The 14,005-nt window shown below is 63.2% G+C and carries 11 protein-coding genes; 9 read left to right on the forward strand and 2 right to left on the reverse strand.

All coding sequences use genetic code 11. The features are described from left to right. Positions 1-26: 26 nt before the first annotated feature. A complete protein-coding gene (locus AC4FWB_RS17760; RefSeq protein ID WP_491027571.1) occupies positions 27-566 on the forward strand; it encodes a GNAT family N-acetyltransferase in 540 nt (179 codons plus the stop codon). Here the strand turns inward: AC4FWB_RS17760 and AC4FWB_RS17765 are convergent. Next, the gene (locus tag AC4FWB_RS17765; protein ID WP_491027572.1) at positions 558-1,442 is read right to left on the reverse strand and encodes a LysR family transcriptional regulator; all 885 of its coding nucleotides are present in this window, start codon (positions 1,440-1,442) and stop codon (positions 558-560) included. The two genes, AC4FWB_RS17760 and AC4FWB_RS17765, sit on opposite strands and share 9 nt — an antisense overlap. A 112-nt stretch (positions 1,443-1,554) precedes the next feature. Between AC4FWB_RS17765 and tmpA the strand changes: the two genes are divergently transcribed. Both tmpA and tmpB read left to right on the forward strand, forming a co-directional pair. Next, a complete protein-coding gene (gene tmpA / locus AC4FWB_RS17770) occupies positions 1,555-2,706 on the forward strand; it encodes a 2-trimethylaminoethylphosphonate dioxygenase (protein WP_491027573.1) in 1,152 nt (383 codons plus the stop codon). Further along, a complete protein-coding gene (tmpB, locus tag AC4FWB_RS17775) occupies positions 2,703-3,293 on the forward strand; it encodes a (R)-1-hydroxy-2-trimethylaminoethylphosphonate oxygenase (RefSeq protein WP_491027574.1) in 591 nt (196 codons plus the stop codon). The genes tmpA and tmpB overlap by 4 nt, the downstream gene beginning before the upstream one ends. Before the next feature lie 53 nt (positions 3,294-3,346). Here tmpB and AC4FWB_RS17780 read toward each other — a convergent pair whose 3' ends face one another. Continuing rightward, positions 3,347-5,155, reverse strand: coding sequence for an NAD(P)-binding domain-containing protein (locus AC4FWB_RS17780; protein ID WP_491027575.1), 1,809 nt, complete (start codon positions 5,153-5,155; stop codon positions 3,347-3,349). A 380-nt stretch (positions 5,156-5,535) separates the two neighbouring features. Between AC4FWB_RS17780 and AC4FWB_RS17785 the strand changes: the two genes are divergently transcribed. From AC4FWB_RS17785 to nthA, 6 genes are all read left to right on the forward strand, one after another. After that, the gene (locus AC4FWB_RS17785; protein ID WP_491027576.1) at positions 5,536-7,317 is read left to right on the forward strand and encodes an acetolactate synthase 3 large subunit; all 1,782 of its coding nucleotides are present in this window, start codon (positions 5,536-5,538) and stop codon (positions 7,315-7,317) included. A gap of 78 nt (positions 7,318-7,395) precedes the next feature. Continuing rightward, positions 7,396-7,968 (forward strand): acetolactate synthase small subunit, encoded by a 573-nt coding sequence (ilvN, locus tag AC4FWB_RS17790; protein WP_059185300.1) that lies wholly within the window; start codon positions 7,396-7,398, stop codon positions 7,966-7,968. A gap of 121 nt (positions 7,969-8,089) precedes the next feature. Beyond that, complete coding sequence (locus AC4FWB_RS17795; protein WP_491027577.1) at positions 8,090-8,686, forward strand: LysE family translocator; 597 nt, start codon at positions 8,090-8,092, stop codon at positions 8,684-8,686. Between the two features lie 215 nt (positions 8,687-8,901). Next, the gene (locus AC4FWB_RS17800; RefSeq protein WP_491027578.1) at positions 8,902-10,173 is read left to right on the forward strand and encodes an efflux RND transporter periplasmic adaptor subunit; all 1,272 of its coding nucleotides are present in this window, start codon (positions 8,902-8,904) and stop codon (positions 10,171-10,173) included. Continuing rightward, positions 10,170-13,328: an efflux RND transporter permease subunit gene (locus tag AC4FWB_RS17805; RefSeq protein WP_491027579.1), complete on the forward strand. Its 3,159-nt coding sequence runs from the start codon at positions 10,170-10,172 to the stop codon at positions 13,326-13,328. Before AC4FWB_RS17800 ends, AC4FWB_RS17805 begins: the two co-directional genes overlap by 4 nt. Positions 13,329-13,392: 64 nt before the next feature. Then, positions 13,393-13,998 (forward strand): nitrile hydratase subunit alpha, encoded by a 606-nt coding sequence (nthA, locus tag AC4FWB_RS17810; protein WP_491027580.1) that lies wholly within the window; start codon positions 13,393-13,395, stop codon positions 13,996-13,998. The last annotated feature ends 7 nt before the right edge of the window (positions 13,999-14,005 follow it).

Genomic DNA, 14,005 nt, shown 5'->3' on the forward strand with positions numbered 1-14,005 from the left:
CACCTCACCACCTGGAGAACACCGACATGAACTCCCTTGAAATCAGGGCGTTGAGCAATGACGCGAGAACCAGCGGTATGCTGGCCGATCTGCTGGTCGAGACGGTCGCCGCCCGAGGATCGGTGAGCTTCATGCATCCGCTGTCGCCCGATGCGGCTTATGAGTTCTGGCGCAAAGCACTGGATGCCGCCGCGCGGGGAGAAAGGGCGGTGCTCGGCGCATGGGATGGCGACACTCTTGTCGGCACCGTCACGCTGCTTCTCGATTGCCCACCCAACCAGCCGCACCGTGCCGAGATCGCCAAGCTGATGACCCGCCTCGACCATCGCGGCAAAGGCATCGCGACCGGTCTGATGCGAGCCGCCGAGGACCTGGCCGTCAAAAAGGGGCGCACTCTGCTGGTTCTGGACACCGCAGCCGAGGAGGGGGCAGCCGGCCTTTACGAAAAACTCGGCTTCACGCTGACCGGCGAGATTCCGGACTATGCGCTCAAGCCGCATGGCGGGCTGACCGGCACGCTCATCTACTGGAAGCGAATAGGGGCAGCAAGCCAGAGGCTATCCTGAAGTCGCGGCGACGCGCGATAGAAGCCAGCGCCGAAAATCCTGCTCGGCGCCGGACAGCCGCGATGACGACGGCCATGTCAGGAAATGACCCGATGGGCTCGACAGCTCGAAATCTGAAAGCCCGACAAGAAGGTTGTCCTTGAGCGCCGTGTCGACAAGCGGCCGCGAACCCAGCAGCGCTCCGGCGCCGGCCTTTGCCGCTTCCATCGCGGCGACGAAGCTATCGAAGCGGTGCGAGCGCCGCGAATGTCCGGCAAGCCCGGAGGCTGCGAACCATTCCGCCCACATCTCGCGCGCGCCCGCCACCAGCAGCAGCGGCAACGATGTCCAATCACCGTCACGGGTCAGCGCCGGCGCTGCGACCGGGACAAGCCGCTCCACGGTCAGCCGGTCGGCCTCGCGCCCGGGAAAGGAACCATTGCCGAAGCGTATGTCGAGCGCCGAGCCCGGCTGGTCGTAGTCGGCCGGTCGATGGATGGTTACCAGGTCGATCCGAACCCGCGGCAGCGCCTTTGCCAGATCGGGAAGAGCCGGGACCAGAATCAGCAGGGCGAAGGAGATCGGGACACGGATGGTGACGGTCTGCACGGCGCGCGGCTCGAACAACTCGTTTGTGCTGTTGCCGATGGTCGCGAAGGCCGACTGGATGTGGGGCAGATAAGCGGCGCCCTCCGGCGACAGCGCCACGCCGCGCGCCAGGCGCGCGAACAATCGCGTCTTGAGACGCTCTTCCAGAAAGCGGATGTGCTGGCTGACGGCGGCTTGCGTGAGCCCGAGCTCGGTCGCCGCGGCGGTAAAGTTCGACAGGCGCGCCGCCGCCTCGAAACTGCGCAGCCAGTCGAGGGGAGGCATTGTGTCGAATGTTTTTCCAGCCATCAGAATTTCTGCGTCATTGGCCGCAAAACGATAATTTGAATTATGCCTTTGGCAGCGTCAGCATGCAACCGGTATCCGCTGTGGCGGGATCGAAGATGGGAGCTTCAGGAACATGCTGACCAGAACAACGCTGGCCGACGACGGACGAACGATCGAGCTTGGCTGGGAGGATGGAACGCGCTGCCGCTTCCATGCCATGTGGCTGCGCGACAATGCGCTGGACGACAAGACGCGCAGCGCCGGCAACGGCCAGCGGCTGATCACCATCCTCGACATTCCGGCAAAAACGCGGATCGGCGCGGCCTCGATCAAGCGCGAGGCGCTGGAGGTCACCTTCGCTCCGGAAGGAAAGACCGTCAGCTTCCCGGCCCAATGGCTGAGAGCCAATGCCTATGATCGCGACGAACCTCGCCAACCCGGCTGGACGGGCGATGTCATTCAGCACTGGACCAGGGCGACAATGCAGAATTCGGTGCCGCGGGCCAGCTATGCGGCGGCCTTTCATGGCCGCGGCGTCCTGCGGGAATGGCTCTCGTCGGTCAGGACCTACGGGTTTGCGGTCATGGATGGCCTGCCAACTGAATCAGGTTCGCTGTGCAAGGTGGCCGATCTCTTCGGCTACATCAGGGAGACCAATTACGGGCGCTGGTTCGAGGTGCGCGCCGAGGTCAATCCCAACAATCTCGCCTATACCAATCTTGGCCTGCAGGCACATACCGACAATCCCTACCGCGATCCGGTGCCGACGCTGCAGATCCTGGCCTGCATCGAGAACACGGTCGAAGGCGGCGAGTCCAGCGTCGTCGACGGGTTTGCGGTTGCCGCCGCATTGCAGGCGGAAAACCCCGACGGCTTCCGCCTCTTGAGTTCTTATCCGGCGCGCTTCGAATATGCCGGCTCGTCGGGCGTGCGCCTCCAGTCCAAGCGCCCGATGATCGAGCTCGGGCCGGATGGCGAGCTCATCTGCATCCGTTTCAACAACCGCTCGCTGGCGCCGACGGTCGACGTACCGTTCGCCGAGATGGACAGATATTACGCCGCCTATCGCCGTTTCGCCGAGCTGATCGAGGATCCGGCCTTCGAGGTGACCTTCAAGCTCGAGGCGGGGCAGTCCTTCATCGTCGACAACACTCGCGTCATGCATGCGCGCAAGGCCTTTTCGGGCAGCGGCAAGCGCTGGCTGCAGGGCTGCTACGCCGACAAGGACGGCCTGCTGTCGACGCTGGCGGCGATCGAGCATGAGTTCAGGGAGGCCGCGGAATGATCTCGAATGAACTGAACGCAGGCAATATCGTGGAGTTCATCGCCGATATCTTCGAGCGTCGCGGCGCGGAGTCCTATCTCGGCGAGCCCGTCACTATGTCGGAGCATATGCTGCAAGGTGCGTGGCTTGCCGAACAGGACGGCGCGCCGGAGGAACTTGTGGCGGCAGCACTTCTGCACGATATCGGCCACTACACCAGCGAGTTCGGCACCTACTCGCCGGACGACGTCGAGGACAAGCACCATGACGAGGCAGGCGGCGAGGTGCTGGCGCCGTTCTTCCCGCCGGTCATCGTCGAATGTGTGCGGCTGCACGTCGCCGCCAAGCGCTATCTCTGCGCCACCGATCCGACCTACTTTGGCAAGCTGTCGCCGGCCTCGGTCCACACGCTGTCGCTGCAAGGCGGGCCGATGAGCGCCGGGGAAGTGGCGGAATTCCGCAGCAATCTGTTCCATGAGGAGGCGGTGCGCGTCCGTATCTGGGACGAGGGGGGCAAGGTCGCCAACATGAAGACACGCACCTTTCGCGACTATGTGCCGTTGCTTGAGCGGGTGGTGAAGAAGTTCGCGGCACAGAAGGCGGCATAAACATGAAAGCCCGGCCATGGCCGGGCTTCCGTCGCGTTTGCGCAAGGTCCTCGTCAGCTCTTGTGGTGGACCTCTTGCAGCCCGTAGACGGGCGTCGGCAACCCGACCTGGCGGGCCTTCAGCTGCAGCGACAGGTATTGCGAATAGTGGCGCGACTGGTGGAGGTTGCCGCCGTGGAACCAGAGCGCTTCCTGCTGCGTTGGTTTCCACATGTTGCGCTGCTCGCCCTCCCACGGGCCGGGATCCTTGGTGGTGCTGGAGCCGAGTCCCCAGACCTTACCGACCTTGTCCGCCACTTCCTGTGAGATCAGGTCGGCGGCCCATCCGTTCATCGAGCCGTAGCCGGTGGCGTAGATCACCAGATCGGCCGGCAGTTCGGTGCCGTCGACGAATTTCACCCCGGTTTCGGTGAGTTCCTGCACCGCAGCATCTGGACCGCTTTTGAGCTTGATCGAGCCGTCGATGACGAGGTCGCAGGCGCCGACGTCGATGTAATAGCCGGAGCCGCGGCGCAGATATTTCATGAACAGGCCTGAGCCGTCGTCGCCCCAGTCGAGCATGAAGCCGGCCTTTTCCAGATCTTCGTAGAACTTTGCGTCGCGCTCCTTCATCTGCTGGTAAAGCGGAATCTGGAACTCGTGCAGGATGCGATAGGGCAGGGAGGCGAAGATCATGTCGGCTTTTCGCGTCGTCATGCCGTTCTCGACCGCCTGCTCCGAATAGAGGGCGCCGAGGCCGATATCCATCAGCGTGTCGGACCTGACGATGTGCGTGGACGAGCGCTGCACCATGGTCACGCCGATGCCCGCCTCCCACAGCGCCGCACAGATGTCGTGCGCGGAGTTGTTGGAACCGATGACGACAACCTTCTTGCCACGGTATTTGTCCGGGCCGGGATGGGTCGAGGAATGCTGCTGCTCGCCCTTGAAAATGTCCTGGCCCTTGTATTTCGGCCAGTTCGCCTTGCCGGACATGCCGGTCGCCAGCACCAGCTGCTTCGGCTTCAGCACGATCTCCTTGCCGTCGCGTTCGACGACGACGGTCCATTCCTTGGCCTTCTCGTCATAAGTGGCGGATTTCGCGGTGGTGGAGCTCCAATAATTCAGCTCCATTACCTTGGTGTACATCTCCAGCCAGTCGCCGATCTTGTCCTTCGGCGCAAAGACCGGCCAGTTCTTCGGAAAGTCGATATAGGGCAGGTGATCGTACCAGACCGGATCGTGCAGGCAGAGCGACTTGTAGCGTTTGCGCCAGGAATCGCCTGGACGCTCGTTCTTCTCGACGATGATGGTCGGCACGCCGAGCTGCTTTAGCCGAGCGCCGAGTGCAATCCCGCCCTGGCCGCCGCCGATGATGACGACATAGGGCTGCCTGCTATGGCCGAGTTGGGCGATTTCGTCGTCCCGTTCCTCGCGCCATGTCTTGCGGCCCTTGCCGTGACCATGCTTGGCGCCGAGCGGGCGGGTGAAGCCCGCCTTCTCTTCATGGCCTTTCAGCTCTGCAATGGTCGTCAGCAGCGTCCAGATCAGATCGCCCTTGAAACGCACAAGGCCAAAGCCGCGCGCCACGCCGGTCTCGAAAGTGATCCAGGCGGTGATGATGCCGCCGTCCGCCGTCGCTTCCTCGCCTTCGGCCACCGTCCAGCCCGCCGGTTTGGTGTTGGTCAGCGTCGCCTGCAGCACGTCGCGGACCTGGTCGCGGCCCTCCATCGTCTTCAGGTTCCAAGTGAACGTGACGAGGTCGCGCCAGTAGCAGTCCTCTTGGAAGCAGTTGACGGCGGCATCGACGTCGCCGGCCTCCAGCGCCTTGCCGAATTTGTCGAGCAGCGCCTGCGCCTTGGTGGTGGGTGTCCTCTCGAGCATCAGTTTCCTCCGGGTTTGGGATCGCTTCTTGGGTGAGCGCGCCGCCAGATTGGGCTTCCGGCATCTGCAAAGTATTTCGGCAAAAGCCGCGAAGCGTCACGCCCTCCAATAGTTTGGTGCGTTTTCAATGGCTTGAGCCGGCAGGGGCCTCAAAGGCGTCATTTTTGCCGTTGACAGGCTGCCGTGCCCGCCTCTAGTGTCCGCCACCATGAAAACAGCACTCATTCTCGTAGGCTGGCGCGTGGGCAAGGCGGTGTAACCGCCGGGCGAAAACCTCCCATGCGCATCCCACAGGCTCCCTCGGGGGCCTTTTTTATTGCCCAAAATCCAACTAAACGACCAGCAAATCGCCAGACGGCGAACAGTACGGGACCAGACCGATGAGCAACGGACAGAATGAGCGGCGCGAAATGACGGGTGCCGAAATGGTGGTGCAGGCGCTGAAGGACAATGGCGTCAAGCACGTCTTCGGCTATCCGGGCGGCGCGGTCCTTCCGATCTATGACGAGATTTTCCAGCAGGACGAGGTTGAGCACATCCTGGTCAGGCACGAGCAGGGCGCCGGCCATGCGGCCGAAGGCTACGCGCGCTCGACCGGCAAGGCCGGCGTTCTTCTGGTGACGTCCGGCCCCGGCGCCACCAATGCGGTGACGCCGCTGCAGGACGCGCTGATGGATTCCATTCCACTGGTGTGTCTCACCGGCCAGGTGCCGACCTCGCTGATCGGCTCCGACGCTTTCCAGGAGTGCGACACGGTCGGCATCACGCGGCCCTGCACCAAGCACAATTGGCTGGTGAAGGACGTCAACCAGCTTGCCGCCACCATCCATGAAGCCTTCCACGTGGCGACCACCGGACGGCCCGGGCCGGTCGTGGTCGACATTCCGAAGGACGTGCAGTTCGCCAAGGGCATCTACGTGCCGCCGCAGACGGCGCCGCGCACCAGCTACCAGCCGAAGGTCCAGGGCGATCTGGAGAAGGTCAAGGCTGCCGTCGAACTGATGGCCGCCGCCAAGAAGCCGATCATCTACAGCGGCGGCGGCGTGATCAACTCGGGCCCGGAAGCCAGCCACCTGCTGCGCGAGCTGGTCGACCTCACCGGCTTCCCGATCACCTCGACCTTGATGGGGCTCGGCGCCTATCCGGCTTCGGGCAAGAACTGGGTCGGCATGCTCGGCATGCACGGCACCTATGAAGCCAACATGGCCATGCATGACTGCGACGTGATGCTCTGCATCGGCGCGCGGTTCGACGACCGCATCACCGGCCGGCTCAACGCGTTTTCGCCGAACTCGAAGAAGATCCACATCGACATCGATCCGTCCTCGATCAACAAGAACGTCCATACCGACGTGCCGATCCTGGGCGATGTCGGCCGGGTGCTGGAGGATCTGGTGCGGCTGTGGCGGGCGACCGCCAAGGCCGACAAGAAGGCGCTCTATCCGTGGTGGGAGCAGATCGCGAAATGGCGCGCGCGGGATTCGCTCGCCTACAAGATGAACAACGACGTGATCATGCCGCAATACGCCATCCAGCGGCTCTATGCGCTGACCAAGGATCTCGACACCTACATCACCACCGAGGTCGGCCAGCATCAGATGTGGGCGGCGCAGCACTATCATTTCGAGAAGCCGAACCGCTGGATGACGTCGGGCGGCCTGGGCACGATGGGCTACGGCCTGCCGGCGGCGCTCGGCGTGCAGATCGCGCATCCGGACGCGCTGGTCATCGACATCGCCGGCGACGCTTCCGTGCAGATGACGATGCAGGAGATGAGCTCGGCGGTGCAGTATGAGGCGCCGATCAAGATCTTCATCCTCAACAACCAGTATATGGGCATGGTGCGCCAGTGGCAGCAGCTGCTGCACGGCAACCGGCTGTCGCATTCCTATACCGAGGCGATGCCGGACTTCGTCAAGCTGGCGGAAGCCTATGGCGGCCACGGCATCCGCTGCGACAAGCCGGACGAGCTGGACGACGCCATCAAGGAAATGATCTCGGTGAAGAAGCCGGTGCTGTTCGACTGCCGCGTGGCGACTTTGGCGAATTGCTTCCCGATGATCCCGTCCGGCAAGGCGCACAACGAGATGCTCCTGCCCGACGAGGCGACCGACGAGGCGGTGGCCAACGCCATCGACGCCAAGGGCAGGGAATTGGTCTGACGGACGGGCAGGGCTTGTTGCAAGAAGCCGTGTGGAAACAGAGAATTAGCTCAAGAGTTTGAAATCGAGATTCACCCCATGAACGCACAGCTCCAGCCGACGGGCTCCGCCTATTTCATAGCCAAGGAAACCGAGAAGCCGGAAACGCATACGCTTTCCGTGCTGGTCGACAACGAACCGGGCGTGCTTGCCCGCGTCATCGGCCTTTTCTCGGGACGCGGCTACAACATCGAAAGCCTTACCGTCTCCGAAACCGAGCACGAGAAGCATCTGTCGCGCATCACCATCGTGACGCGCGGCACGCCGCATGTGTTGGAGCAGATCAAGCACCAGCTCGAGCGCATCGTGCCGGTGCACCGCGTGGTCGACCTCACTGTGCGCTCGCATGAGCTTGGCCAGGAGCGGCCGCTGGAGCGCGAGCTGGCGCTGGTCAAGGTCGCCGGCACCGGCGACGCCCGCGTCGAGGCGCTACGGCTCGCCGACGCATTCCGCGCTTCGGTCATCGACGCCAACACCGAGCATTTCATCTTCGAGATCACCGGCAAGGGTTCGAAGCTCGATCAGTTCATCGCCATCATGAAGCCGCTCGGCCTGGTCGAGATCTGCCGCACCGGCGTGGCGGCGATGAACCGCGGCCCGCAGGGCATGTGAGCGCAGCGAGCATCGATCGGATTGCCTCAATCCTCCCTCTGGCCCGGCAAATCGTCCGTCGGTGGCTTTTGCGCACCAGCAAAAAAAGGACAATAAGACTGACATATCTAGGGAGGATATCATGTCCCTCGACGCATTCCTTGCCCTTTTGGTCTATGCCCTCGTGACCTCGATCACGCCGGGTCCGAACAACCTCATGCTCTTGGCCTCCGGCGTCAATTTCGGCATCGCCAGGACGGTTCCGCACATGCTGGGCATCAGCATCGGCTTCCTCGTGCTGCTGCTGGCCGTCGGCTTCGGGCTTGGCGCGGTGCTGACGGCGTTTCCGGCGCTGCACACGGCGCTGAAGATCGCGGGCGCCGTCTACCTGCTCTATCTCGCCTGGAAGATCGCCATGTCGCGCTCGATGAGCGACAAGGGCGGGGCGGAGGCGCGGCCGATGCGCTTCATCGACGCCGCGGCGTTCCAATGGGTCAATCCCAAGGCATGGGTGATGGCGATCACCGCCATGGCCGTCTACACCAACCCAGACCACCCGTTCGTCTCGGTGGCGCTGATCTCGATCGCCTTCACCATCGTCAACCTGCCCAGCGTCTCCGTCTGGGCCGGATTCGGCACCGCGCTGCGCGGCTTCCTGTCGGATCCGGTGCGCCTGAAATGGTTCAACGTCGCCATGGGTGTGCTCTTGGCGGCGACGCTCTGGCCGATGCTGCGTTGATCTCTTTTTCGAGCTGATAAGAGGCGCCGCCACGGTAGATTTGCCGGCTGCACAGCCATTGTGCAGTGCACATTAAATCTTCGTAATGCCGCGTTTTGGCCCTTTTCCGCCAAAGCCTTGTCCTATCTATTCGGCGAAAATCGCGGCAAGGCGCCGTGAATCGAGCTAGAATAAGACCACCGGGTTCGGCGTGTCTGGTAGAGGGCATGGTGTCGATGCGCGGAAAAATCGCTCTCGCAGTCGTTGCGCTGGCCTGCCTCGCAGGCGCCGGCCTCTACTTTTCGCCTGCGACGCTGGGCAAGGTCCAGCAGCTGATCTCGGGTCAGCAGGCAGCGACGGGTGGCAGGGACAAGACGGCGAAGGCATCGGACAATCCGAAGGGCGGCGGAGCGCGTTCTACCTCGATCGTCTCCGCAACCGCGACGACCGCCGATTTTCCGATCCGCCGCTATGCCATCGGCTTCGTCTCCTCACCGGCGGTGGTCAGCGTGAATGCCCGCGTCTCCAGCCAGATCGTTTCGATCGCCGTCAAGGATGGCCAGATGGTCAAGGCCGGCGATCTTCTCTTCTCGCTCGATGATCGCGCGCTGAAGGCGCAATTGGCCAAGGATCAGGCGACGCTCGTCAAGGACCAGGCGATGCTGGTCAGCGCCCAGGCCGACCTGCAACGCGCCAAGGACCTCGTCGCCAAGCAGGCCGGCACGCAGCAGACCTACGATCAGGCACTGGCGGCGCAGAAGGCCGCGGCGGCAACCATAGACGCGGACAAGGCGACGATCGATTCCGATACGGTCGAGCTCAGCTACGCAACGATCACGGCGCCAATCTCCGGCAGGCTTGGCGCCGTCAATGTTTCGGTCGGCGATCTCGTCACCACCAACAATGGCAACAGCAGCAGCTCGACGCCGCTGGTCACGATCACGCAGATGGACCCGCTGCAGGTCAACTTCAATCTGCCTGAGAGCAATCTAGCGTTGCTCCACAAGGCGCTCGCGAACCCGCAGCAAGGAGCGGTGACCCTGATCAAGGACGGCGACCCGACACCGATCGGCAAGGGCACGCTCGATTTCGTCGATTCCAGCGTCGACACCGCCTCCGGCACCATCGCCACGCGGGCGAGCATACCGAATGCCGATCTTTCGCTGTGGCCCGGCCAGTATGTGAATGTCGTGCTCGACGCCGGCACGATGCCGCAGATGACGTCGGTTCCGACCGTCGCCGTGCAGCCCAGCCAGAAGGGTCCGTTCGTCTATGTGGTCAAGCCCGACAACACCGTCGAGATGCGGCCGGTGCAGGTGGCGCTGACGGAAGGCGAAAACAGTGCCATCAGCCAAGGGCTGAAGAGTGGTGAAAAGGTCGTCGTCGAAGGTCAGACCAGGCTGAAGGACGGCGCCGCCGTCCACGAAGGCAAGGCCGCCAGCAACGGCGGCGGTCAGGCCGCCCCCAAGGTCGCGGAAGCCGACAAGGCCGGCGAGGCGCGGCCGTGATCTCCGAATTCTGCATACGCAGGCCCGTCGCCACGCTTCTGATGTCGTTCGCCCTCGTGCTGGGCGGAATCTTTGCCTACAAGTTCCTGCCGGTGGCGGCGCTGCCGAGCGCCGAATTTCCGGTGGTCAACGTCTCTGCCAGCCTGCCCGGCGCTTCGCCAGAGACGATGGCGACGTCCGTGGCGACCCCGCTGATCAAGCAGTTCGCGACGATCGCCGGCATCGACTCGATCTCGACCTCCAACTCGCTCGGCCAGACCTCGATAGCCATCCAGTTCGTGCTCAACCGCGATATCGACGCCGCCGCGGCCGACGTCCAGGCGGCGATAGCGCGCACGCAGCGGCAATTGCCGCCGGAGATGACCTCGCCGCCGAGCTATCGAAAGGTCAATCCCGCCGATGCACCGATCCTTTTGATGTCGCTGGTCAGTGGCACGGTTCCGCTCACCGATCTCGACGCCTTCGCTGAAAATGTCATCTCGCCGTCGCTATCGACGATCGACGGCGTCGCGCAGGTCTCGATCTTCGGCCAGCAGAAATATGCCGTGCGCATCCAGATCGATCCGACCGCGCTCGCGGCGCGCGGCATCTCGATCGATCAATTGCAGGCCGCGATTGCGTCCGCCAACAGCAACACCCCGCTTGGCGTGCTGCAGAACAACAAACAGCAGCTGACCATAACCGCCAACACGCAGCTGACCAACGCGGCGGGATTCTCCAACCTTATCATCGCCACCAAGAACGGTCGCCCAGTGCGGCTGGGCGAGGTGACACGCGTAATCGACTCCGTCGAGACCACCACGACGGCAAGCTGGTATGACGGTACCCGCGCCATCATACTCGCCGTTCAGCGTCAGCCCGACGCCAACACTGTCGACGTCGTCGACAAGGTCAAGGCGATGCTGCCTTCCTTCCAGGACCAGATGCCGGCCGCAGCCAGTATCAAGCTGCTCAACGACCGCTCGACCTCGATCCGCGCTGCTGTCTACGATGTGCAGTTCACGCTGCTTTTGACCATCGCGCTGGTGGTGATGGTGATCTTCGTCTTCCTGCGCCGGTTGACGGCAACAATCATCCCGGCGGTGGCAGTGCCGATCTCGCTGATCGCCACGCTCGGCGCGATGTTCCTGTTCGGCTTCTCCATCGACAACATCTCGCTCATGGGCCTCACGCTCGCGGTCGGCCTCGTGGTCGACGACGCCATCGTCATGCTGGAAAACATCTTCCGCCATATGGAAGAGGATGGATTGTCTGCCTTCGACGCCTCGCTGAAGGGGGCGCGCGAGATCGGCTTCACCATCATTTCGATCTCCATCTCGCTGGTGGCGGTGTTCATCCCGGTGCTTCTGATGGGCGGGGTGATCGGGCGCATCTTCAACGAATTCGCGGTCGTGGTGACAGTCGCCATCCTGGCGTCGATGTTCGTGTCGCTGACACTGACCCCGATGTTGTGCTCACGGTTGCTGTCGGTCACGAAAGCCGAGCGCCAGGCGCATGGCGATGGCCAAAGGCACGACCTCTTCACGCGCGGCTACGACTGGCTTCTGACCTTTTGCCTGCGGCACACATTCCTGGTGTTCCTGGTGTTCATCGGAACGGCGGCACTTTCCGTCTGGTTCATCCAGGCCTCGCCGAAGGGCTTCTTCCCGCAAGAGGACATCGGCCAGGTCTCGGTGACGACGATCGCCCGGCAGGACATCTCGTATGACGCAATGGTCAAGTTGCAGGGTCAGGTGGCGAAAGTTTTTTCGCAGTCGCCCTACGTGTCGCACGTGGCCTGGTCGGTCGGCGGGGGCGGCAACGCGCTGAATCAGGGGCGGCTCTATGTGCAGTTGAAGGACAAGGACCAGAGGCCCGACCTCGAGAAGGTGCTTTCCGATCTGCGGCGGCAACTGGCCGGTGTCGCAGGTATCGAGACCTATATGCAACCGGTGCAGAACCTGAGACTTGGCTCGCGAGCGTCAGCCAGTGCCTATCAGTTGGTCGTGCAAGGCCTCGACACAGTGCAGACCGACATCTGGGCGCAGAAGCTGGACGACGCCATGGCGGCCGACCATACGATGTTCACCGACGTCACCAGCGATCTGCAGAACAACGCGCTGCAGGCGACATTGGTGGTCGACCGCGACAAGGCCGCCCAACTCGGCATCGACACGGATACGCTGCGGTCCAGCCTTTATGGCGGATTCGGCACTGAGCAGGTTTCGACGATCTTTGGTTCGGCCGACAGCTACGATGTCGTGATGGAACTCGATCCGAAGATCGAGTGGTCGCCCGAGCGGATGCTGGCCATCCAGGTGAGGACGGCGAGCGGCAGCCTGGTGCCGCTCGGTGCCTTTGCCCGCGTCGATCGAACGGCGGGCGCGCTGACGGTCAATCAACTCGGCCAGCTTCCTGCCGTGACAATTTCCTATAACCTGCCACAGGGCGTATCGCTCGGCGACTCCGTGACCCGCATCGACCAGCTCAAAGAGCAGATCGGCATGCCGAAGGCGATCTCGACCACTTTTGCCGGCACGGCCAAGACCTTCCAGGATTCGCTCGCCAATCAGGGCCTGCTGATCGGCGGCGCCATCCTGACGATCTATATCGTGCTCGGCATGCTTTATGAGAGCTTCATCCACCCGCTCACCATCCTCACCGGCCTGCCGTCGGCAGTGCTCGGCGCGGTGGTGGCGTTGCGCTTCGCCGGCATGGACCTCTCGGTCATCGCGGTGATCGGCATCCTGATGCTGATCGGCATCGTCAAGAAGAACGGCATCATGATGGTCGACGTCGCGCTGGAGCTCAGGCGACAGGGCATGTCGGCCAAGGACTCTATCCATAAAGCCTGCCTGATGCGCTTCCGGCCGATCATGATGACGACGCTGGCAGCACTGATGGGCACGTTCCCGATCGCGCTCGGCACCGGCGCCAGCGCCGAACTGCGCCAGCCGCTCGGGGTCGCGGTCGTGGGCGGCCTGCTCGCCTCGCAGGCGCTCACCCTGTTCGTCACGCCTGTGATCTACGTCTACTTCGAAAACTTCTCCGGCTGGCTGCTCGGCTTCTCGTCGAAGGAGAGCCGGCCTGCGTTGCACGCGGTCGAACCTGGCGAACAGCCCTCGCTGTTCGATTCCGAGGAAGAAGCCGAACCGAAGAAGGTGGCTGCAGAGTAGGACGCCGGCTCTGGCCCAAGGCGCCGAGCTTGCGAGGACATGCCGGCGATCGTAACCTTGCTCCATGTCCCATGATCATGACCTAGACAACGAGCTCGATCCGTTCGCGGCGCGCGTGCGGGCGCTGGAAACGATCCTCACCGAAAAAGGCCTGATCGATCCGGCGGCCATCGACGTCATCGTCGACACCTACGAGACGAAGATCGGCCCGCGCAACGGCGCACGGGTGGTGGCGAAGGCCTGGAGCGATCCGACATACGCCGACTGGCTGAAGCGCGACGCGACGGCGGCGATCGCCTCGCTCAGCTATACCGGCCGCCAGGGCGAGCACATGCAGGCCGTCTTCAACACCGAAGAGACGCACAACCTCGTCGTCTGCACGCTCTGCTCCTGCTATCCATGGTCGGTGCTCGGCCTGCCGCCGGTCTGGTACAAGGCGCCGCCCTACCGCTCGCGCGCGGTGATCGATCCGCGCGGCGTGCTCGAGGAATTCGGGCTGACGCTGCCGGCGGACAAGAAGATCCGCGTCTGGGATTCGACCGCCGAGCTTCGCTACCTGGTGGTGCCGATGCGACCGAAAGGTACCGAAGGCTGGAGCGAGGAGCAGCTTGCCGGGCTGGTCAGCCGCGATGCGATGATCGGCACGGCGGTGGCCAAAGAGCCGGCATGAAGGGGAA

It is taken from the genome of Mesorhizobium sp. LEGMi-168a (genome assembly GCF_058312955.1).

Coding starts and splice junctions, on each gene's coding strand:
- AC4FWB_RS17760 (WP_491027571.1), top strand. CDS start 27: ATGAACTCCCTTGAAATCAGGGCGTTGAGCAATGACGCGAGAACCAGC.
- AC4FWB_RS17765 (WP_491027572.1), bottom strand. CDS start 1,442: ATGGCTGGAAAAACATTCGACACAATGCCTCCCCTCGACTGGCTGCGC.
- tmpA (WP_491027573.1), top strand. CDS start 1,555: ATGCTGACCAGAACAACGCTGGCCGACGACGGACGAACGATCGAGCTT.
- tmpB (WP_491027574.1), top strand. CDS start 2,703: ATGATCTCGAATGAACTGAACGCAGGCAATATCGTGGAGTTCATCGCC.
- AC4FWB_RS17780 (WP_491027575.1), bottom strand. CDS start 5,155: ATGCTCGAGAGGACACCCACCACCAAGGCGCAGGCGCTGCTCGACAAA.
- AC4FWB_RS17785 (WP_491027576.1), top strand. CDS start 5,536: ATGAGCAACGGACAGAATGAGCGGCGCGAAATGACGGGTGCCGAAATG.
- ilvN (WP_059185300.1), top strand. CDS start 7,396: ATGAACGCACAGCTCCAGCCGACGGGCTCCGCCTATTTCATAGCCAAG.
- AC4FWB_RS17795 (WP_491027577.1), top strand. CDS start 8,090: ATGTCCCTCGACGCATTCCTTGCCCTTTTGGTCTATGCCCTCGTGACC.
- AC4FWB_RS17800 (WP_491027578.1), top strand. CDS start 8,902: ATGCGCGGAAAAATCGCTCTCGCAGTCGTTGCGCTGGCCTGCCTCGCA.
- nthA (WP_491027580.1), top strand. CDS start 13,393: ATGTCCCATGATCATGACCTAGACAACGAGCTCGATCCGTTCGCGGCG.